Source organism: Hyphomonas sp., assembly GCF_046313975.1.
Taxonomy (GTDB): Bacteria; Pseudomonadota; Alphaproteobacteria; order Caulobacterales; family Hyphomonadaceae; genus Hyphomonas.
Window position 1 is genome coordinate 1 of the sequence record NZ_JBKBXB010000027.1, and the last position, 20,339, is coordinate 20,339.

General features: G+C 62.3%; 19 protein-coding genes. 4 read left to right on the forward strand and 15 right to left on the reverse strand.

Annotation, left to right across the window (positions count from 1 at the left end):
* The 4 genes from ACK4TE_RS10545 to ACK4TE_RS10560 all read left to right on the forward strand — a co-directional run.
* A partial coding sequence (locus ACK4TE_RS10545) for a membrane dipeptidase (RefSeq protein ID WP_409911470.1) occupies positions 1–458 on the forward strand: 458 nt, incomplete at its 5' end.
* A complete protein-coding gene (locus ACK4TE_RS10550; protein WP_409911471.1) occupies positions 459–1,817 on the forward strand; it encodes a Na+/H+ antiporter NhaC family protein in 1,359 nt (452 codons plus the stop codon).
* A 77-nt stretch (positions 1,818–1,894) separates the two neighbouring features.
* On the forward strand, positions 1,895–2,638 hold the full coding sequence (locus ACK4TE_RS10555; protein WP_409911472.1) for an SDR family NAD(P)-dependent oxidoreductase: 744 nt from the start codon (positions 1,895–1,897) through the stop codon (positions 2,636–2,638).
* A 116-nt stretch (positions 2,639–2,754) separates the two neighbouring features.
* Positions 2,755–4,872: a TonB-dependent receptor gene (locus ACK4TE_RS10560; protein WP_409911473.1), complete on the forward strand. Its 2,118-nt coding sequence runs from the start codon at positions 2,755–2,757 to the stop codon at positions 4,870–4,872.
* A gap of 2 nt (positions 4,873–4,874) precedes the next feature.
* Here ACK4TE_RS10560 and ACK4TE_RS10565 read toward each other — a convergent pair whose 3' ends face one another.
* The 15 genes from ACK4TE_RS10565 to ACK4TE_RS10635 form a co-directional block, all read right to left on the reverse strand.
* Positions 4,875–5,720: a biotin-dependent carboxyltransferase family protein gene (locus ACK4TE_RS10565; RefSeq protein ID WP_409911509.1), complete on the reverse strand. Its 846-nt coding sequence runs from the start codon at positions 5,718–5,720 to the stop codon at positions 4,875–4,877.
* A 74-nt stretch (positions 5,721–5,794) separates the two neighbouring features.
* A complete protein-coding gene (locus tag ACK4TE_RS10570; RefSeq protein WP_409911474.1) occupies positions 5,795–6,436 on the reverse strand; it encodes a 5-oxoprolinase subunit B family protein in 642 nt (213 codons plus the stop codon).
* On the reverse strand, positions 6,433–7,185 hold the full coding sequence (gene pxpA / locus ACK4TE_RS10575) for a 5-oxoprolinase subunit PxpA (RefSeq protein ID WP_409911475.1): 753 nt from the start codon (positions 7,183–7,185) through the stop codon (positions 6,433–6,435). The genes ACK4TE_RS10570 and pxpA overlap by 4 nt, the downstream gene beginning before the upstream one ends.
* On the reverse strand, positions 7,182–8,390 hold the full coding sequence (locus tag ACK4TE_RS10580; RefSeq protein WP_409911476.1) for an Nramp family divalent metal transporter: 1,209 nt from the start codon (positions 8,388–8,390) through the stop codon (positions 7,182–7,184). Before ACK4TE_RS10580 ends, pxpA begins: the two co-directional genes overlap by 4 nt.
* A 169-nt stretch (positions 8,391–8,559) precedes the next feature.
* On the reverse strand, positions 8,560–9,975 hold the full coding sequence (gene lpdA, locus ACK4TE_RS10585) for a dihydrolipoyl dehydrogenase (RefSeq protein ID WP_409911477.1): 1,416 nt from the start codon (positions 9,973–9,975) through the stop codon (positions 8,560–8,562).
* A gap of 24 nt (positions 9,976–9,999) precedes the next feature.
* Positions 10,000–11,361 carry a pyruvate dehydrogenase complex dihydrolipoamide acetyltransferase gene (locus tag ACK4TE_RS10590; protein WP_409911478.1) on the reverse strand — a complete coding sequence of 454 codons (1,362 nt, stop codon included), beginning with the start codon at positions 11,359–11,361 and terminating at the stop codon, positions 10,000–10,002.
* A complete protein-coding gene (locus ACK4TE_RS10595) occupies positions 11,361–12,743 on the reverse strand; it encodes a pyruvate dehydrogenase complex E1 component subunit beta (RefSeq protein ID WP_409911479.1) in 1,383 nt (460 codons plus the stop codon). Before ACK4TE_RS10595 ends, ACK4TE_RS10590 begins: the two co-directional genes overlap by 1 nt.
* Before the next feature lie 64 nt (positions 12,744–12,807).
* Positions 12,808–13,818, reverse strand: a complete 1,011-nt coding sequence (pdhA, locus tag ACK4TE_RS10600) for a pyruvate dehydrogenase (acetyl-transferring) E1 component subunit alpha (RefSeq protein ID WP_409911480.1) — start codon at positions 13,816–13,818, stop codon at positions 12,808–12,810.
* A gap of 66 nt (positions 13,819–13,884) precedes the next feature.
* On the reverse strand, positions 13,885–14,184 hold the full coding sequence (locus ACK4TE_RS10605; RefSeq protein WP_409911481.1) for an FtsB family cell division protein: 300 nt from the start codon (positions 14,182–14,184) through the stop codon (positions 13,885–13,887).
* Between the two features lie 35 nt (positions 14,185–14,219).
* Entirely contained in the window at positions 14,220–15,359 is a 1,140-nt protein-coding gene (locus tag ACK4TE_RS10610) for a toll/interleukin-1 receptor domain-containing protein (RefSeq protein WP_409911482.1), read from the reverse strand.
* Positions 15,360–15,440: 81 nt separating this feature from the next.
* Positions 15,441–16,721, reverse strand: coding sequence for a phosphopyruvate hydratase (eno, locus tag ACK4TE_RS10615; protein ID WP_409911483.1), 1,281 nt, complete (start codon positions 16,719–16,721; stop codon positions 15,441–15,443).
* A 74-nt stretch (positions 16,722–16,795) separates the two neighbouring features.
* On the reverse strand, positions 16,796–17,767 hold the full coding sequence (locus ACK4TE_RS10620) for a glycosyltransferase family A protein (RefSeq protein WP_409911484.1): 972 nt from the start codon (positions 17,765–17,767) through the stop codon (positions 16,796–16,798).
* A 142-nt stretch (positions 17,768–17,909) separates the two neighbouring features.
* Positions 17,910–18,092 carry a 50S ribosomal protein L32 gene (rpmF, locus tag ACK4TE_RS10625; protein ID WP_409911485.1) on the reverse strand — a complete coding sequence of 61 codons (183 nt, stop codon included), beginning with the start codon at positions 18,090–18,092 and terminating at the stop codon, positions 17,910–17,912.
* A gap of 339 nt (positions 18,093–18,431) precedes the next feature.
* A complete protein-coding gene (locus ACK4TE_RS10630) occupies positions 18,432–19,175 on the reverse strand; it encodes a histidine phosphatase family protein (RefSeq protein ID WP_409911486.1) in 744 nt (247 codons plus the stop codon).
* The gene (locus tag ACK4TE_RS10635) at positions 19,172–20,272 is read right to left on the reverse strand and encodes a CaiB/BaiF CoA transferase family protein (protein ID WP_409911487.1); all 1,101 of its coding nucleotides are present in this window, start codon (positions 20,270–20,272) and stop codon (positions 19,172–19,174) included. The genes ACK4TE_RS10630 and ACK4TE_RS10635 overlap by 4 nt, the downstream gene beginning before the upstream one ends.
* Between the last annotated feature and the right edge of the window lie 67 nt (positions 20,273–20,339).

Sequence of the window (20,339 nt, forward strand, 5' to 3'; positions counted from 1 at the left end):
GTGTCATCCAGATCAATGCGCTCGGCGCTTATCTGGAATTGCTGACGGCAACATCGGAGCGCACGGCGGCGCTGGCAGCCCTGCAGGAGCAATTCGGTGGCAATCTCAGCGCCCTGACACCCGATCAGCGCGCCAAATACCGTGATGCCCGCCGGGAACTCGACAAACAGTTTCCGCCGCCGCGCTCCACGTTCGAGAAATTCATGGAGCACCTCCTCTACACACTCGAACTCGTCGGGCCGGATCATGTCGGTATTGGTGCTGACTGGGATGGTGGCGGCGGTGTCGAAGGCATGAAAGACGTCAGTTTCCTGCCGAAGATTACCGAAGCCCTGCTCGAGGCAGGCTATACCGAAGAGGACCTTGCGAAGATCTGGGGCGGCAACCAACTGCGCCTGATGCGTGCGGCGGAAGCAGCCAGAACTTCGACGATCACTTCACCCAATGTCCTGAACTAGATGGAGTGGCTTGCCGCCCTGCCCCCGCTCGCAGCCCTGCTGGTGGCGGTGCTGACGCGGAATGTCTATTGGGCGCTCGGCTTTGCGATTTTCCTCTCGGAAATGTTCATGGCCGGCCTCAACCCGGCCATGGGCGCGCTATCCAGCATTGATCGGGCGGCAGGCGTGTTTTCGGATGCCGGCAACACGCGCGTGCTCATGTTCTGCCTGATCATCGGCGCGCTGATAGCCTATCTCGAACGGGCAAATGCCTTCGGCGCCATGGTGATCTGGCTGAGCCGCACCGGGCTAGCAGGCGGCCCGAAACGGGCGGGCTTCGTCACCGCGCTGTCCGGCGTGATCATCTTTGTGGAGACAAATGTCAGCCTCCTGGCGACAGGCCTGCTGGGCCGGCGGCTGTTTGACCGGACGGGCCTCAGCCGGGCTCGGCTCGCCTATGTGATCGACTCGACCTGTGCGCCGATCAGCGTGCTTGTGCTCCTGAATGGCTGGGGCGCTTTCGTGCTGGGCTTGCTGGCGACCAATGGGGTCGAGGCGCCGCTGGGTGTGCTGGTGGAATCCGTGCCGCTGAACGCTTACGCGCTGCTGACCGTGGGGATCGTGTTCCTGGTGGTACTGACGAACCGGTCCATCGGCCCGATGCGCGAAGCGGACGCGAGGATCGCGGCTGCGAGCACAGAGGAAGCAGACACCTCTGAAGAGGGCTCGTTGCTGGCTTTCGTGCTGCCGATGCTGATTCTCGTCGGCGGTTCGATCGGGTTCATGGCCTGGACAGGTGGCGGAAACATTCTGGCAGGCTCGGGCTCACGCTCGATTCTCTGGGCGGTGTGCCTCGCGACAGCGGCGGCCTTCATTCTCCTCTGGGTGCGCCGCCAGCCTGCGAAGGAACTCATCGACTCCGGCTTCAAGGGCATGGGCGATCTGCTGCCGGCCGTGACGATCATCTTCATGGCGCTGGCGCTGGGTGACAGCCTGCGGGCGCTCGGCACAGGCGCCTTCATTGCGCAGCTCGCCTCGACAATGCCCTATGACTGGGCCATTCCGGCGATCCTGTTCCTAGCGGCTTCCGTCACATCCTTCACCACGGGCACCAGCTGGGGCACCTATGGCATTCTTGTGCCGCTTGCCATTCCGCTGGCAGTCGGCGCAGGTGTGCCGCTGCCGCTCGCACTCGCCGCAGTGCTTGGCGGCGGTGTCTTTGGCGACCATTGCTCGCCGATTTCAGACACGACCATCATCGCCTCCCTCGCTTCCGGATGCGATCACATCGAGCATGTGCGCACGCAGCTGCCCTATGCGCTGATTGCCGGTGCCGGAGCGATCCTGTTCTATCTCGCCGCCGGCCTGCTCTGGAGCTGAGCGCGCCTTTCCGCGCGGACAAGGATTGATCTCGCCAGACTGGTGCAGAACACTTCCTGCCAAAGGGAGAAACGCTCATGACGTCGCCATACTTCGATCTGACCGGCAAAGTGGCTCTCGTAACGGGTGGCAGCCGAGGCCTTGGCTATCAGATGGTGAAGGCGTTTGCCGAACATGGCGCCGACATCATTGTCGCCAGCCGCAAGCTGGATGCGTGCGAGGCCGTTGCGGAAGAGGTCAGGAACATGGGACGCCGCGCGATGGCGCATGCGGCACATTGCGGCCGGTGGGATGATATCGATGCCCTGATCGAGGCGAGTTACTCCGCCTTCGGACGGGTCGACATTCTCGTCAACAATGCCGGGTCCGGTCCGCGTATGCCGAGCCATGACGTGACCGAAGCGCTGTTCGACAGTGTGCTGAATCTCAACTTCAAAGGCCCCTTCCGGCTCGCGAGCCAAGTGGCGAAGCGGATGGCCGACGGAGAGGGCGGCAGCATCATCAACATCTCGTCCTCTGGCAGCCTTGTGCCCCTTCCCGCCGTGGTGCCGTATGGCTCGGCAAAGGCCGCCTTGAACGCGATGAGCCTGTCGCTGGCGCATGAGTATGCGCCCAAAGTGCGCGTGAACACGATCTGCCCCGGGCCGTTCCTGACCGACATCTCCAAGGCCTGGCCGGAAGAAATGCGTCAGAGTGCCAGCAATGCCCTGCGGCGGCCGGGCAAGCCGCACGAAATCATCTCTGCCGCGCTCTACCTAGCTAGCCCCTCCTCGTCTTTCACGACCGGGTCCCTGCTGCGCGTGGATGGCAGTGGAACCTGACACCCGGTGCCGCGAAGAAACCTGTAAACGACAACCTGACGCAGCCGCCGAATTGACGCTTGCCAATACTCTGCCGGCCTCTTAGTGTTACGGTATTACATTACGGAGATTTGGACATGAAACGGATGCTGATGGTAACGGCGGTTTCGGCGCAGGCCCTGCTGGCCGGCGCGGCGCACGCTCAGGGCGCAGACCCGGACCGGCGGATGGAACCCGTCATCATCACAACCGCTCCCGGCCCGGACCGCTCCAGTGACGAATTGATCGGCAATGCAACCGCGCTTGACCGGGAACAGATCGTCCGCACGCTTTCCTCGACGCTGGGCGACACGCTTTCCGGCGCGCCCGGCGTTGCCTCGACTTATTTCGGACAGGGCGCCAGCCGGCCCGTGCTTCGCGGTCTGGGAGCGGAACGTGTGCTGGTGCTGACAAACGGGATCGGCGTGATCGACGTGTCCGCGGCAAGCCCGGACCATCAGGTTACGGCTGACGGTATCGACGCAAACAAGATCGAAATCCTGCGCGGGCCTGCCGCGCTCGCTTATGGCGGCCAGGCGATTGGTGGGGTCGTCAACGTGATCGACGGCCTTATCGCGGAAGAGCTGCCCGGAAAGGCAATGTCCGGAGAAGGGTTCGGCGCCTGGAACAGCGTCAATGAAGGCTCCGAGCTGGGCGGCCGCGTGAACCTTGCCACCGGCCCGTTTGTAGTCGCCCTGTCGGCGTCGAAACGCGACTTCGGAGACTTTGACATCCCCGGCCTCGCAGAGTCTCGGCAGCTGCGTCACCGCGAAGAGCTTGAGCATTACGAAGAAGACGAAGATCACGATCATGAGCACGAAGACGCAGGCGCCGGCATCGTTCCAAACTCTTTCCTCGAAACGGAAACGTATGGCGCAGGACTCTCATGGGTCGGAGACCGGGTATTTGCCGGTGTCGCTGTCCGCCGCCAGACCGCACTCTACGGCCTGCCGGGTGCTCACGCACATGAGCACGAAGAAGAAGAAGGCGAAGAGGAGGAACACGAGGAAGGTGCGCCTTTCATCGACCTGGAGCAGACGCGGTATGATTTTCGAGGAGGTATCCGGTTTGACGGACCTGTCCTGAAAGCCCTCACCGCCACGCTCAGCTATTCCGACTACGAACATATCGAGTTCGAAGCGCCTGGCGAAGCCGGCTCCATGTTCAAGACAGACGGTCTCGAAGGGCGTATTGAACTGGATCATTCGATTGCGGGTCTCGAAGGCGCAGCCGGAGTGCAATTCCTTGACAAGTCTCTGGACGCGAGCGGCGCGGAAGCGTTCCTGACGCCTACGGATACAAAGTCCCTTGCTGTTTTCATCTATGAGACGAAGGACTGGGAGTCCGGATTCGGCATTGAAGGCGGCGCCCGTCTCGAGACCCTCGAGCATGACAATCAGGTCGAAGGCAAAGTCGACTTCAATCTGTTCAGTGCTTCTGCAGGGGTCCACCAGCATTTCGGCGACGGATGGTTTGCCGGTGCGCAGATCGCGCTGACTGAGCGCGCGCCGAATGAAAGCGAACTGTTCGCTTTCGGTCCGCATCTTGCGACCTCGCAGTTTGAAGTGGGCGATCCTGAACTCGACAAGGAACGCGGCCTGAACCTGGAAGGCACGCTGCGCTGGCGCGGAAACCGCGCGAGCTTTGGCGCCAATATCTTCGTCACGCGCTTTGACAATTTCATCTACCTGACGCCCGGTGTGATCATCGAAGATGGCGAAGAGATTGACGAAGAGGACGGCCTGCCGGTGTTCCTGTTCACGCAGTCGGATGCGGACTTCAAAGGTGGTGAGCTTTACGGCGAATATCATTTCGGCCGAGGTCTTCTCGGCGCCGAGTGGAGCGTTCGCTCCGGCCTAGACTATGTGTTTGCCGAGCTCGACGGCAACGGCCGCGCGCCTTTCATTCCGCCTCTGCGGTTCACCTCCAGTGTCGATGCCGATTGGGGTTGGCTTGAGGCTGGCGCATCGCTTGAATGGGCTGACAACCAGAAACGCGTCGGCGCAGGCCAACTCGGCACCAGCGACTATACGCGGGTCAACTTGCGCACTGCCCTGAACCTCGACGAACTCGGCTACGGGAATGAAGGCACGCAACTGTTTGTCGAAGTACGGAACGTGACGGACGAGGAGGCACGCCTTGCCACCTCCGTTTTGCGCGACACTGTGCCCCTTCCCGGACGCAACGTGCGCGCGGGCCTGCGCGTGACGTTCTGACCCTAGAGACGGAAGCCGGGCAGCCATGTTTCAAGCAGTTTCTGCTTGGCCTTGAGTGCGGCTTCCGCTTCCGTCTGTGAACGGAGCAGAAACTGGAGCCTGTCACTCGGGCGGAGTTGGCCAAGCAGGTGGCGATCCGCCCGGATGACTTGCAGGAGGTGGGGATAGCCGCCGGTTGTCTGTCCGTCCGCCAGCAGAAGAAATCCGCGCCCGCTCGGCGTCACCTGAAGCGCGCCGGGCATGACAGCAGAACTGGGCCGCACTGACTGACCGCTCAGGACCGGAAGCACGCCTTCAATCTCTGCGCCCATCCGGCTGATCCGCTGCGTGACGGTATATGTACCGAGCTGTGCTTGCTGGCCGTCCTGCCAGTCCGGTCCGGCAACGGCGCGCAGGGCGTAGCTGCGCGATGCGGCAAACCTGAGATCTACGGGCATACGGAGGATAGGCACAGAGGCGATATCCTTCACACCGATGACATCCCCGGTTTGGAGCGCACGGCCTTCATGCCCTCCGAGGCCCGCAGGCAGATACGTCGAGGGCGATCCGAATGCGACCTGCGCCGGTAGCTTGCCGGACACTGCAAGATACAGTCTTGATCCAGCCCGCAAGGCAGACACTTCAAGCGTTGCGCCTGCATCTATGCTCAAGGTCTGCCCATATGGTTGCAATATGCCATCAAGGCGCAGTTCAGCGTCTGCGCCCGCAACTCCCGCCTGCATCGCGGCATCAAAGCGTAACGTGGCTGGCCCGTACGAGATTTCAAATGCAGTCGCCTCGGCTTCCTGACCCGCCAGCCGGTTGGCGATGGCCAGGGATACCGGATCAGCGGCCCCGGCATATGGCATCCCGAAATGACGAAGGCCGCGGCGCGGCGCACCTTGGAGAGTTGCCTGAGGCCCGGGAGCGACAACGACAATACTCACCGGCGCGCCTCCGGCACAAGTCGAACCCGGTCTCCCGGCATCAGACGGAAGGGCTTATCCGCGTACGGATCGAACAGGCTCACCGTCACACGCCCGATGATCGGCCAACCACCCGGACCATCCAGGGCGTACAGGCCTGCCTGCCCGGTGAGGATGCCGACTGCCCCGGCGGGCACGCGCACCCGCGGCACCGCAAGACGTTCCGCCTGCACCGCAGGGGCCATTCCCGTGAGATACGAAAATCCGGGCGTGAACCCGATCAGATCAACTTCAAACTCGGCTTGCGTAACCGCTTCTATCAGAGTCTCCACTGAAACGCCGTTGAACCCGGCAACCTGTTCGAGGTCTGGACCCTGCGGACCCCCGAAGACGACCGGCAGAGTATGTGAAGCAACTGACAAGCTGTCACCGGCAGGCAATGCGGACAACTGCGCGCGCAATTTCTCCGCCGCTTCCGTGAGCCTATATGCGTGCACATCGACAAGCACTGTGACATCTTCCTTGCCCGGAACAATCTCGGACCAGTCTGCGAATTCTGAAAGGTGCCGTGCCAGTTGGTAGCGGATGTGGCCGGGACCGCACAGGATGCGCAGTGCATCATCACCGCATGGCATGATCCGGAACGGTCCTTCAGTCATGCCTCTATACGCACTCCCGCTGATTGCAGCGCCGCGCGCACCTGAGCCGCATGCTGCGCGGCGCCAGGCGTATCACTATGCAGGCAGATTGTTCTGATACCGAGCGAAAGAGTTTCCCCCGTCCGCGCAATCACAACCCCTTCCAGTGCCATGCGCCGGGCTACGGCCTCAACCAGATTCTCGTCCGAAATTACGGCGCCCGGCACACTGCGCGGTGTCAACGCGCCATCGGATTCATACGTGCGATCCGCAAAGCCCTCTGCGATATACACCAGCGCCGCATCGCGCGCGGCAAGCTCCAGAGCGGACTTTGGCGGCCCGACCAGTTCGTGCAATCCGGCGCGTTGGGTTGCCTGAACAATCATACGGGCCAACCCGGGATTTTTTGCAGAGTCATTGTAAAGCGCGCCATGGGGTTTGAGATGGGTAATGCTTGCACCCTCCTCGGAGGCAATCTTCAGGAGCGCCTCGACCTGATCATCCAGCGCCGCAGCAAGCTCTTCCGGCGCCATCTGCAAACTGAGACGGCCAAAATTCGGCCGGTCCGGATAGGACGGGTGAGCACCGATGCGCACGCCATATGCCGAGGCGCGCTGCACTGTTTCGCGCATTGATGCTTCATCCCCCGCATGGCCGCCGCACGCAATACTGCAACGCGTCACAATACCCAGGATCGCCGCATCCAGCGCGCGCCCTTCGGGGCCCGGCAATTCGCCCAGATCTGCGTTCAGGCAGATGGACCGCGTCATGGCCAGACACCCATCGCACGGAGGATCAGACGGGCGCCCAGTCCGATCGTGACGATCAGGACCAGCCCTCCCAGAAGGTTCTGCACAGGGCCATTCACCTGGTCTCCGAGTAGGCTCCTGCGGTTCATGGCGATCAGCAGGAACACAGCCACCACGGGCAGCAGTATGCCATTAGCTGCCTGCGCCGCGAGGATGACCTGAAGCGGGTTGAATCCCGCGAAGGCGACCAGCGCCCCGGCCATCAGCACACTGAGCGCCACACCGCGGAACATCCAGCCATCCGGCCGCCTTCCGGATAGTTCACACACGGCAAAGGCTGCTGCCATGGGCGCGGTGATCGCCGAGCTAAGGCCTGCGGCGAGCAGGCCTGTTCCAATGAGGTATTGGGCGAAAGGTCCGTAAGCCGGTTCAATTGCGCGCGCAAAATCCGCGGCACTGTTCACGCCGAGACCTGCAGAAAAAATGCTGGCCGCGGCAGTCACCAGAATGAAGATCGAGATCAATCCGCCGAGACCGACGGAGATTGCCGTGTCGGCACGCGCTTCCTTCAAGGCGTTCACGTCCCCGCCCGGCCATTTCGTCTTGGCGGTCGCCGCATGCAGGAAGAGATTGTACGGCACAATCGTCGTTCCGATCAGCGCCATCGTTGTGAACAGGCTGCCTTCCGGCAGGCGCGGCACAAATCCTGCGGCGAGGGCGGCGATGTCCGGGCGTGCGATCAGGACGCTGCCGGCAAAGGCAAGGCTCATCATCACGACAAGCGCGATCAGAAACCGTTCCAGCACTTTGTAGCTGCCGGTCAGCAGCAACGCTGCGGCAGCCACGGCCAGTACACCGATCACCGCCGCACGCCCGGGCGACTTGTCTCCCAACAGGGCCTCGCCGCCCAGCGCCGCGCCGGTAAGGTTGCCCGCCTGATAGGCCGCGTTGCCGATGGCGAGTGCGATGACAATCAGCACAGCGACCGCGAGGCGCAGCGGTAACGAGCCTGCGCCCGCCATCAGGGCCTCGCCAAGACCCTTGCCCGTGACGACGCCCAGACGCGCCGACATTTCCTGCAGGATGATGGTTGCCGCCGTTGCGAAAGCGAGCGCCCAGACGAGCGCATACCCGAAATTCGCACCTGCCAGCATGCAGGCCGTCACCGTGCCAGGGCCGATGAAGGCGGCTGCGACGAGCGCTCCGGGACCAATTCGCAGTTTCATGTGGCCGCGATGCCCTCGCGAGGACATCGGGCGTACATGCCGGGATCAGTAGACATGCGTGCCCCTCCGCTGGCGACGAAGGCCGGGAGAATGGTACACACCCTGATCCGACCCGCCTGACTTGACAGGCGTATCAGGCGGCAAGGCTGGACGGCAAGCCGCGGGCGCCTCAAATGTGCAGCACACGGCCCTCAGCATCGAGCACGGCTTCGTGCATCGTCTCCGACAGGGTCGGATGCGGAAAGATTGTGTGGATCAGGTCCGCTTCTGTCAGCTCGCCTTGCCGGGCGATAACATAGCCCTGGATCAGTTCGGTCACTTCCGCACCGATCATGTGGGCGCCGAGAAGTTCACCGGTCTTCTTGTCGAAGATCGTCTTCACGAGGCCATTCTCCGCCCCCAGAGCAATCGCCTTGCCATTGCCGATGAAGGGGAAGCGCCCGACCTTGATGTCATGGCCTTTCGCCTTGGCGGCGGCCTCCGTCAGACCGACGCTGGCGACCTGCGGATGGGAATAGGTGCAGCCCGGAATGTTGGACGCATCGAAGGGCTCGGCATGGTTCTTCCCGTGAATGCCCTCGACGCAGACAACGCCCTCATGGCTCGCCTTGTGTGCCAGCCAGGGCGGACCGGTGAGATCGCCGATAGCATAGAGACCCGGCACGCCTGTGCGCCCGAAACCGTCTACCACGACATGCGTCTTCTCGATCTTCACGCCGAGGGCTTCAAGGCCAAGATTTTCCACGTTTCCGACAATGCCGACGGCAAGGATGGCCCGGTCGAATTCCTTCGTTTCCTTCTTGCCATCCTTCGTGGTGATGTCTGCGGTGAGTGTATCTTTCCCGGGTTTGAGGTTTTCCACCTTTGCGCCGGTGAGGATGTTCAGGCCCTGCTTCCTGAAGTCCTTCTCGGCCAGCGCAGAAATCTCCGCATCCTCCACCGGCAGGATGCGCTCCATCACTTCGGCGACAGTCACTTCGCTGCCCAGCTCGTTATAAAAACTCGCAAACTCGATGCCGATGGCGCCGGAGCCGATGACCAGCAGCCGCTTCGGCATCACATCCGGCGTCATGGCTTCACGGTAGGTCCAGACCAGCTTGCCATCCGCCTTCAGTCCCGCCTGCGGAATATCGCGCGCGCGGGCGCCGGTGGCGAGTAGGACGTGTTTGGCCGTGTACGGCGTATCCTTGCCATCCTTGCCATTGACGATGACCTTTGGCGCAGGAGCGCCTTTCTCCAGCCGGGCCGTGCCCTCGATCACGTCGATCTTGTTTTTCTTCATCAGGAACTTGACGCCGTTCGACAGCTGCGAGGCGACGCCGCGCGAACGTTTCACGACCGCGTCCAGATCAAAGGACGGGTTTTCGATCTTCAGGCCGAACGCCTTAGCGTTCTTCGCGAGATGCAGCACTTCAGCCGAGCGTAGCAGCGCCTTGGTCGGGATACATCCCCAGTTGAGACAGATGCCGCCAAGGCTCTCGCGCTCGACGATGGCTGTCTTCATGCCAAGCTGGCTCGCGCGGATGGCGGCGACGTAACCGCCGGGACCGGAGCCGATGACGATGAGATCATATTGAGTGGACATGATTCAGATCCTTGTCATCTGCTGTTAGAGCAGCATCGCTTCAGGTGTTTCGACATAGCGCTTGAACGCGGCGAGCCATTTCGCGCCCTCGGCGCCGCCGATGACACGGTGATCGCAGGTCAGGGTGACGCTTATCACGTTGCGCACGACGATGTTGCCCTTCTCGTCCACCACCGCGCGTTTGTCGCCCGCGCCGACTGAGAGGATCATGCCCTCCGGCGGGTTGATGATCGAAGCAAACGACTTGATGCCGAACATGCCAAGGTTCGAGATCGAGAAAGTGCCGCCCATGTATTCCTGCGGCTTCAACTTGCGCTCGCGGGCGCGGGCGGCAAGGTCTTTCATCTCGTCCGAAATCTCGGCGAGGCCTTTTTCTTCCGCCTTGAAGATCACCGGCGTGATCAGGCCACCCTCAATAGCCACAGCGACAGAGATGTTGGCATGCTTGTGATAGGCGATACCCTTGTCCGTGTACGAAGCGTTGCAGTCCGGCTCATCGATCAGCGCAAGCGCGGCCGCTTTGATCAGCAGGTCGTTGACGGAAATCTTCACATCCTTCGGCGCCGCCGCGTTGATCGCCGTCCGGCTCGACAGGAGATTGTCGAGCGAGATGTCGATGTTCAGCGGGAAATGCGGCACCTGCATGAAGCTCTGCGTCAGGCGCTTCGCCACGGTCTTGCGCATGCCGTCAAGCGGTTTCAGTTCGTAACTGTCCGGCGCATAGACGCGGTCATCCAGGATTTGCGGCAGGATCAGGCCATCGGCCGTCAGCGGCGCAGATGCTCCGCCCACGGAGGCAGGCGCTGCGCCGGGCTTTGCGTTCTCGACGTCGCGCCGGATTATCCGGCCATGCGGGCCGGAGCCTTTCAGTGCCCGCAAGTCGATGCCCTTGTTGGCCGCAATACGTTTGGCGAGCGGGGAAGCCATGATGCGGGCGCCGCTCGGGCGCTCCATAACCGCTGCAGCCCCCTCCGTCCCGGCACCTTTCGGTGCCGGTCCACCTCCCCCGCTTCGCGAGGGAGGATTGAGAGCCGATGCAGGCGCAACGTCTTTCTTCCCCTGCGGAGCGGGGGAGGTGGCAGCGGGCTCTGGCCGGCTGACGGAGGGGGCAGTCGCCGGCGCCTTCACGGACGACGCGTCTTCACCCTCCTCTGCCAGCACGGCGATCACGGCATTCACTTTCACGCCTTCGGTGCCTGCCGGAACGATAATCTTCGCGACCTTGCCTTCGTCCACGGCTTCGACTTCCATCGTGGCCTTGTCGGTCTCGATCTCGGCGATGATCATGCCAGATTTGATCTCGTCGCCTTCCTTGACCAGCCATTTGGCAAGCGTGCCCTCTTCCATCGTGGGGCTGAGGGCGGGCATGGTGATGTTGATACTCATCAGACCGCTCCCTCGCAGACTTTCTTCGCCGCCTCGACGATATCATCCGTATTCGGAAGGCTCAGCGCTTCGAGGTTTGCCGCATAGGGTAGCGGAACATCCTTCTGATGCACCCGCACGGGCGGCGCATCGAGATAATCAAACGCCTCGGCCACGACAGTTGCCGCGATCTCCGCGCCGACGCCCATGAAGCGCCAGCCTTCTTCGCAGCAGACTAGGCGGCTTGTCTTCTTCACGCTTTCAACCACTGTCGCAGTGTCCAGCGGGCGCAGCGTGCGCAGGTCGATCACTTCCGCGCTGATGCCGTCTGCCGCGAGGCGCTCGGCTGCCTGCAGCGCAAAGCCGACCATGCGCGAATGCGCCACCAAAGTCACATCCGTGCCTTCGCGCTTCACCGCTGCCTTGCCGATGGGCAGGATATGATCCTCCACATCCGGCACAGGGAATGAGGTGCCGTAAAGCAGCTCATGCTCCAGGAACACGACCGGGTTCGGATCGCGGATCGCGGCTTTCAGGAGGCCCTTCGCATCGGCGGCATCGTATGGCGCGATAACTTTCAGACCCGGGATCTGCGCATACCAGGCTGAATAGTCCTGGCTGTGCTGAGCGCCGACGCGGCTCGCTGCGCCGTTGGGGCCGCGGAACACGATGGGGCAGCCCATCTGGCCGCCGGACATGTAGAGCGTCTTGGCGGCGGAGTTTATGATCTGGTCAATCGCCTGCATGGCGAAGTTGAAGGTCATGAACTCGACAATCGGGCGCAGGCCGGCAAAGGCCGCACCGACGCCGAGACCGGCAAACCCATGCTCCGTGATCGGCGTATCGATCACGCGGCGCTCACCAAACTCCTGCAACAGCTCGCGCGTCACCTTGTAGGCGCCCTGATACTGCGCGACTTCTTCGCCCATGACGAACACGCGCTCATCCCGGCGCATCTCTTCGGCCATCGCATCGCGCAGCGCGTCGCGAACGGTCGTTTCGGTGAACGTCACGCCTTCCGGCAGCGATGGATCATGCAGCACGCGGGCGACAGGCGCTTCTGATTTCCGCTCATCCCCGCGAAGGCGGGGATCGGGTTCGGTGGATTTCTGAGGCGCGGGGTCCCCGCCTTCGCGGGGATGATCGGCGGATACACTTTCCCCATCCCCCGCCAGCACGGCGATCACGGCGTTGACCTTCACGCCTTCCGTGCCTTCCGGCACCAGGATTTTTGCCAGTACGCCCTCATCGACGGCTTCGACTTCCATCGTCGCCTTGTCGGTCTCAATCTCGGCGATGATGTCGCCGGACTTGATCGCATCACCTTCCTTCTTGAGCCACTTGGAAAGCGTGCCCTCTTCCATGGTCGGCGACAGGGCCGGCATCAGGATGTCTACAGACATTTATTATACTCCGGATACGGAATGATTTGATCAGTGACGAAAGCGAGACGCGCGGAGCCGCGCATCAGGCCGTCTCTTCCAGCAGGACATCGGTCCACAGCTCGCTCGGGTCGGGCTCCGGGCTCTCCAGGGAGAAATCCGCCGCCTCTTTCACGATAGCCTTGATCTCGTTATCGAACTTCTTGAGATCGTCTTCGGTCGCGTGGCCCAGCTCGAGGATCTGCCCCTTCAGGCCTTCGATCGGATCATGGTGCGTGCGGATGTCGTCGACTTCCTCACGCTTGCGATACTTCGCAGGGTCGGACATCGAGTGGCCGCGATAGCGGTAGGTCTTCATCTCGAGTATGTACGGCCCCTTGCCGCTGCGCGCATGCTTCACGGCCTTCTCGCCCGCTTCGCGCACGGCCAGCACATCCATACCGTCGACTTCCTCGCCCTCGATCTCGAAGCTGATGCCGCGCTTGTAGAGTTCCGTCTCGGAGGCATGGCGCTCAACGCTCGTGCCCATAGCGTACATGTTGTTCTCGATGACGTAGATCACCGGGAGTTTCCAGAGTGAGGCCATGTTGAAGGCTTCGTACACCTGGCCCTGGTTGGCCGCGCCGTCGCCGAAATAGGCGAGGCTGACATTGTCATTGCCGCGATACTTGTTGGCGAAGGCGAGGCCTGTGCCCAGCGGCACCTGCGCGCCGACGATGCCGTGGCCGCCATAGAAGTTCTTCTCTTTCGAGAACATGTGCATCGAGCCGCCCTTGCCGCGCGAGAGGCCGCCGATCCGTCCGGTCAGCTCTGCCATCACGCCGTTGGGGTCCATGCCGCAGGCCAGCATGTGGCCGTGGTCGCGGTATCCGGTGATGACCTGGTCGCCGTCCTTCAGGCAGGCCTGCATGCCGGTGACGACCGCTTCCTGGCCAATATAGAGGTGGCAGAAGCCGGCAATCTTCCCCATGCCGTAGAGCTGGCCCGCCTTCTCCTCGAAGCGGCGGATCAGCAGCATGTCGCGATAATACTGCAGCATCTCGGCCTTGCTGGCCTTGGCGGGTGCCTTTTTCGAACCCTTAGGTTTTGTAGCCATGACGATGTGCCTCCCTGACTTCGTTATGTCGCCGCAATTTTGCAACGACAAGTCAGAACATCGTTGTCATTTTGCAGAGCTGCGTTCCGGCGTGAGTAAAACGACCTCTCCGGGGTAAACAAACGCAAGTTTATCCCTCGCGATCGCTTCCACATAGTCTTTATCGACCGAGCCGGGCGTCAGGCGGCGGATATCTACGCGCAGGCGCTCGTTTTCCGCCTGAATCGCGGCCAGTTCGCGCTGTTTTTCCTCCAGCGCAATCTGTGCATCGGTCCAACGGCCCAGCCCCTTCTCCCCCGCAAAAGCGTGGAAGGCGAAGTAGAGCACCAGAAGACTGAGCCCGAGAGCCTGAAGACGAGACACCATGGAATCACTGGTAAATGCGGCGGGTAACCAATCCCTTACCGCACCAGGAGGGCGGTCAGGCGCGATGCGCGTTCTTCCGGAGCAATGCCCGTAAGATCAAGCCATTGGCGGTCGATCAGGAAGTATTCGAAATCTTCCGGCATCTCCGCCGAATCGAGCCGGACCGGCAGAAGCTTTCGCTTGTACTTGTCGGCTATGTATATCTCGCGCCGGACATTGTCGGACTGGAAAGCCTCCGCGGAACACATCAGGCAGAACGTATCCGCGTCGCGAATGGCGCGGACGATCATGCCCGCCCAGTTGCCGCCTGCCTCGATCGCCTGCCGGTCGATCCAGACAGCCCGTCCGGCCGCCTCAACCTCCGCAACCAGCGGATAGACGATCTCGCCATTATGCCGCGAATAGGAAACAAAAACCGGCGCAGACTGCCCGTGCGCGGGCGCCATATCCGGTGCGGTTGGGGCCGAGCGGGCTTCTGCAGATCGCCTTGGTGCCGGACGCGGGTCTTCGGCAGCCTCAGGCAAATCTTCAGTCCGCGCGCCTGCCAGATACCCTGCAAGCACACCGGCAACCACGCCCCATACAAGCGCCGCGAGCCCGACGAGCAGGTTGGACGCATGGGGCATCGACAGAAACCCCATCGAAACAAAGGCGCACGCGGCCACCAGACCGACAATCCATGCCGGACCGGACGCGAATCTCCGCACCGGCTTCTCGGCCGTCGCCGCAGCGCTACCGCTTTCCTCGTCCCGGGAGAAACCGTCATCGCTGCCGCCGCCAGCTTCTTCCGACGGCTTAAGCTCCGCAGCCCTGTCTATTGCCTGAGCGGCCTCGACAATTTTCCAGACAGAGGCAATCCGTGCCGGCGCGAACGAGAGATCGATGGCCTCAATATCGCTGAGCCCACGCGGCAGCAGGGTATGATCCAGCCGCGCGAAGATCAGCCGACCTTCCGTCCACGCATCAATAGCCCGGTTCGTAAACAGGATCTGTTTGGAAGAGAACTGCGCAGCATGGGACCAGAGCGCAAGGGTCACTTCCTGCCGCCGTGCTGGCGGAAAGGCAAATTTCTCCTCAGCGCGCCGCACCATGTAGCCCCGCTGGTGCAACAACGTTTCAATCTCATCGGCGGCAGCTGAATCCGCCTCCATGGACAGGAGATAAATCTGGCGCATGCCCGTGCCCCAAGCTCGGTAAAGGACTTGCCTCTAGCACGAACCGGGACCGGGGTCGCCTTTCGGTAATTTAATCCGTACTCAGCCCGCGTTGATGCGCGAAAGACCGGCATAGATTCCAATCGGGCCCAGTTCTTCCTCAATCCGGATCAACTGGTTGTACTTCGCGATCCGGTCAGAACGGCTGAGCGAACCTGTCTTGATCTGACCGCAATTGGTTGCCACCGCCAGGTCCGCAATCGTTGCGTCTTCTGTCTCGCCGGAACGGTGCGACATGACTGCCGTGTAGCCATGCAGATGCGCCAGTTCGACCGCGTCCAGCGTTTCCGACAGCGTGCCGATCTGGTTGACCTTGATCAGGATCGAGTTGGCCGCGCCGCGCTCGAGCCCCATCGCGAGACGGTCCGGATTGGTTACGAAGAGGTCATCGCCGACGAGCTGGACCTGGCCGCCGATCATTTCGGTCAAGGCAACCCAGCCCTCCCAATCGTCCTCCGCCATGCCGTCTTCGATCGACAGGATCGGATACCGGCCGCACAGGTCGGCGAGGTATTTCGCGAACTGCTCGGACGACAACGACTTGCCTTCACCGGCTAGCTCATACTTGCCATTCTTGAAAAACTCGGTCGAGGCCGCATCCAGCGCGAGACCGATATCTTCGCCCGGTTTGTAGCCGGCCTTCTCGATCGCCTTCAGGATGAAGCCGATGGCTTCATCGGTCGACCCGATATTCGGCGCAAAGCCGCCTTCATCGCCCACGTTGGTGTTGTGGCCGGCATCATGCAGTGTCTTCTTCAGAGCATGGAAAACTTCCGCGCCCATTCGCACCGAATCGGCAATCGACTCCGCGCTGACAGGCATGATCATGAATTCCTGGATGTCGATCGGATTGTCCGCATGCGCACCGCCATTGATGATGTTCATCATCGGCGTCGGCAGGATGCGGGCATTGGCCCCGCCGACATAGCGGTAGAGCGGCATGGAGGAAAACTCTGCCGCCGCCTTGGCCACTGCCAGCGACACGCCGAGGATCGCATTGGCGCCGAGGCGCGACTTGTTCTCGGTGCCATCGAGATCGATCATCAGCATGTCGATCATCCGCTGGTCCGTGGCATCGAGACCCGTCAGTTCGTTGCAGATTTCGCCGTTCACGGCATCCACCGCCTTGAGCACGCCCTTGCCATTGTAGCGCGACTTGTCACCATCGCGCTGCTCGTGGGCCTCATAGGCGCCCGTGGATGCGCCAGACGGAACCGCTGCGCGGCCGGTGGAGCCGTCTTCCAGCGTCACATCGACTTCGACCGTCGGGTTGCCCCGGCTGTCGAGAATTTCGCGGGCGTGAATGTCGATGATTTCGCTCATGGGGCCAGTCCTTCAGCATGCTGCCGGTGAGATTGCCGCAGGCGTTAGAGCGCCGCGCCGAGCTTCGCAAGCCCCTACCCGGCGCAGGCGTCCCCGGGCAGCGGCGGGAAGGGACCCTTCAACGCGCCTTTTATCCGGCCGATATGCCAGTTCAGGCCGTAGAGCGCATTGAACACCCGGCGATCCGGAACAGACCGGTCCGCCATCACGCAGCGCGGCGCCAGCCACAGGGCGCGTGCCAGAGACGACGCCACAATAGCGCTCCGGCGTGCCATGTCCCGCTCCTCGCCCAGAGCACGGAGGGCAACGCCCCGCCCATGATTCTGTGCCCGCTGCAGCATGAAGCCGAGATCGGTCTGAAACCCCCGCACCATGTGCTTCACCCTCGCCTCAGGCACGAAGATCGCCTGCGCCCCGGCCGCCTCCAGCCGGCTCAGCATTTCCGACTCGTCGCCGAGCGGAAACACGCGCTTGCCGTTCTTCACGGCCGGCGAGGGTCCCAAAGCCGTGGACGCGCTCAGGCCGGCCTTCGCCGCGTCCAGCCGCAACATCATGTTCGGCCCGAAAATAGTGTCCGCCCCGATCACTGGCCCGGCTGGCGCGTCTGCCTTCGAGAACAGGTCCACTTCATAATCGCATGCCGCAGCGTACCAATCGCCGGTCGCCTCGATCGGAATGGGCTCGATTGCGCCGCCGAAAATGCCGGCTTCGGGATGCCGGTCCGCCGCTGCTTCCAGCTGGGCCAGCCAGCCAGGTTCGGGAAGGATGTCATCGTCTGTCAGGACGACGAGGTCCCCCTCAAGTTCAGAGGCTGCCTGCGCCAGAGCCGGAACCTTGCCGCTGCCGGGGCCCTGCAGGACGCGCATCGGCAGGCGCCCCGACCAGGCGGCCAGGATCTGTCCTGTCGCGTCAGTTGAGCCGTTGTTGACGGCAAGTATGCGCAGCGGCCTGCGCGTCGGAAGCTGACCGGCAAGGCCCTCCAGCATGGCGGGCAGCGTCCGCGCGCCATTATAGCTGACAAACAGAAGGTCGATCTGCCGCTTCATTTTCAAGGCTTTCTGACCGTTTCCCTTGAAACTGCGCCGGTTTCAGCTGGCAATAGGATCGACCGTGAACACGGCTCCCAAATGCAAAAACCCCGCCACTTGGGCGGGGTTTCAGCAATTCTGCAATCGGATCAGGCAGACCTCAGTCTTCCTGCGGTTCCAGGATCTGGCGGCCCCGGTACTGGCCAGACTTCAGGTCAATATGGTGCGGACGGCGAAGTTCGCCCGAGTTCGCATCCTCGATATAGGTGTTCATGTCCAGACGGTCGTGCGAACGGCGCATGCGGGTGCGCGACTTCGATTTCTTACTCTTTGGAACGGCCATGACGTATCATCCGGAATCTGATTTGGCCGCAGGCCCTGTGGCACGCGGGAAAGCGCGCCTGTTAACGCAGCCAGCCGGGTCTGGCAAGCGCCAAACGGCAGGATTTTCAGCCGGGTGGGCCCAGACGAAAATGGCCGGCCCGAAGGCCGGCCAAGGTATGCAAGAAGGACGTCGGACCTTTGCCCTGGCAAGCAGCCTGATTGGCTCCGGGCCGACACCTATAGTTAATAAGGGATTGAGTCTGAACGATGGCGTTCGCGCGCGTTGTCCGGGGTTCATTTGAAAATCCCGGACCGCCAAGGCCGCGGCGCCTTCCGGCCGGCTCGGACCGGCCCCGCTCTATTCTGCTCCCTCTGATGGCCGCGTGAAAATAGCCTCGAGGCTGCGCAAATTCATTCCGTTTTTCAGGTAGTTAGCCGGGGTCAGGTTGACCGCCTTGATGACGCCGCGCTCAATCCGCGTACCCATCCCGGCCTCATCCGGCACCATGTCGAAGTCCAGGATATTGATACATCCGGTATCCTGTTCGAAGCCAACGCTCGCCCCCAGAGGCGCCCCGATAACGTCCGCCAGAAGCATCCGGTTCACGACTTCGTGTGCCACGACCAGTGCGCAGGCCCAGTTCGGGCGGTGCAACAGGTCAGTCAGCCCCGCCCTGATTCGAATCAGCGCATCGGCAAACCGCTCCCCGCCCGGCAAAAATTCCGCCCCCGGCTCTCCGGCCTGCTCAAATGTGAAGGTCATCACGGCGGCGAGGTGCTCGGCGGAGTGGAAGTCCATGTAGCTGCCGGAGCGCAGTTCTCCGAGCCGCTCCTCCACTTCCAGAACAGGGGCCCTGGGGTGCTCGGCCAGCACGATCTCTGCAGTCTGTCGGGTCCGCTTGAGACCGGAACAGACGGCAATGTCGAAATGCACATCGGCAAGCGCCGCTCCTGCCGCCCTGGCTTCCGCGATGCCGCGCTCGGTGAGTTCTGCAACCTTCGGATCGCGTGCCTTGCGGACAGCGGCCGAAGTGTAATCCACGAAGCCGTGCCGCATCAGGTAGATGCGGCGCCGGCCTGTGGTGCCCGGCAGCGCGCTCATCCGCGCGCGACGCCCCAATCCTTCAGGATTTCATCCGTGTGCTCACCAAGGCCTGCCGGGCGGCGCTGGATGGCAGGCGGGGTCGCCGAGAAGCGCGGCGCGGGAGCGGGCTGCACCACGCCGTCGACTTCAACGAAGGTCTGACGATCCACATTGTGCTTGTAGCTCGGTGCCTCGCTCATCGAGAGCACCGGCGCGAAACAGATATCCGTGCCTTCCATGATCGCGCACCATTCGTCGCGCGTCTTTGTCTTGAACACAGCAGCAATCTTCTTCTTCAGCTCAGGCCACTTCGCCTTGTTCATCTGGGCATCGAACGCCGGATCCGTCAGCCCCGCCTTCTCGCGCAGGATCGCGTAGAATTGCGGTTCGATCGACCCGATCGACACCCACTTGCCATCCTTGGTTTCGTAAGTGTCGTAGAAGTGCGCGCCCCCATCGAGCATGTTGGCCTCGCGGTCATCGGTCCAGATGCCCATCGCCTTCATGCCGTAGAACATCGTCGCCAGTGACGCCGCACCATCCGACATGGCCACATCCACAACCTGCCCCTTGCCGCCATTCTTGACGTTCAGGATGCCGGCGAGGAGGCCCATCGCGAGGTAGAGTGCGCCGCCGCCATAATCACCAACGAGGTTGAGCGGCGGACGCGGGCGGCCATCTCCGTCGCCCATCGCATGCAGGGCACCGGTGATGGCGATATAGTTGAGGTCATGTCCCGCCGAATGGGAGAGCGCGCCAAACTGGCCCCAACCCGTCATGCGGCCATAGACCAGCTTCGGATTGCGCTTCAGCACTTCGTCCGGCCCTAGCCCGTTGCGCTCCATCACGCCCGGACGGAACCCTTCGATCAGGCCGTCCGCTTTCTCCAGCAGCTTCATCGCCACTTCCACGTCCTTCGGGTCCTTGAGGTTCAGCCCGATAGAGCGGCGGCCCCGGCTCATCACATCCGCAGCGCGGCCCGGCCGTCCATCGCCCGGACGGTCGATTCGGATGACATCCGCGCCCATGTCCGACAGCAGCATCCCGCAGAACGGTCCCGGCCCGATCCCGGCGAATTCAACAATCTTGACGCCCGAAAGCGGTCCCTGGACCATATTTTGCCTCCCAAATTACTCAGTGTTCATGCTCGAATTAGCCGAACCTTAAGTGTCCGGACCGCAA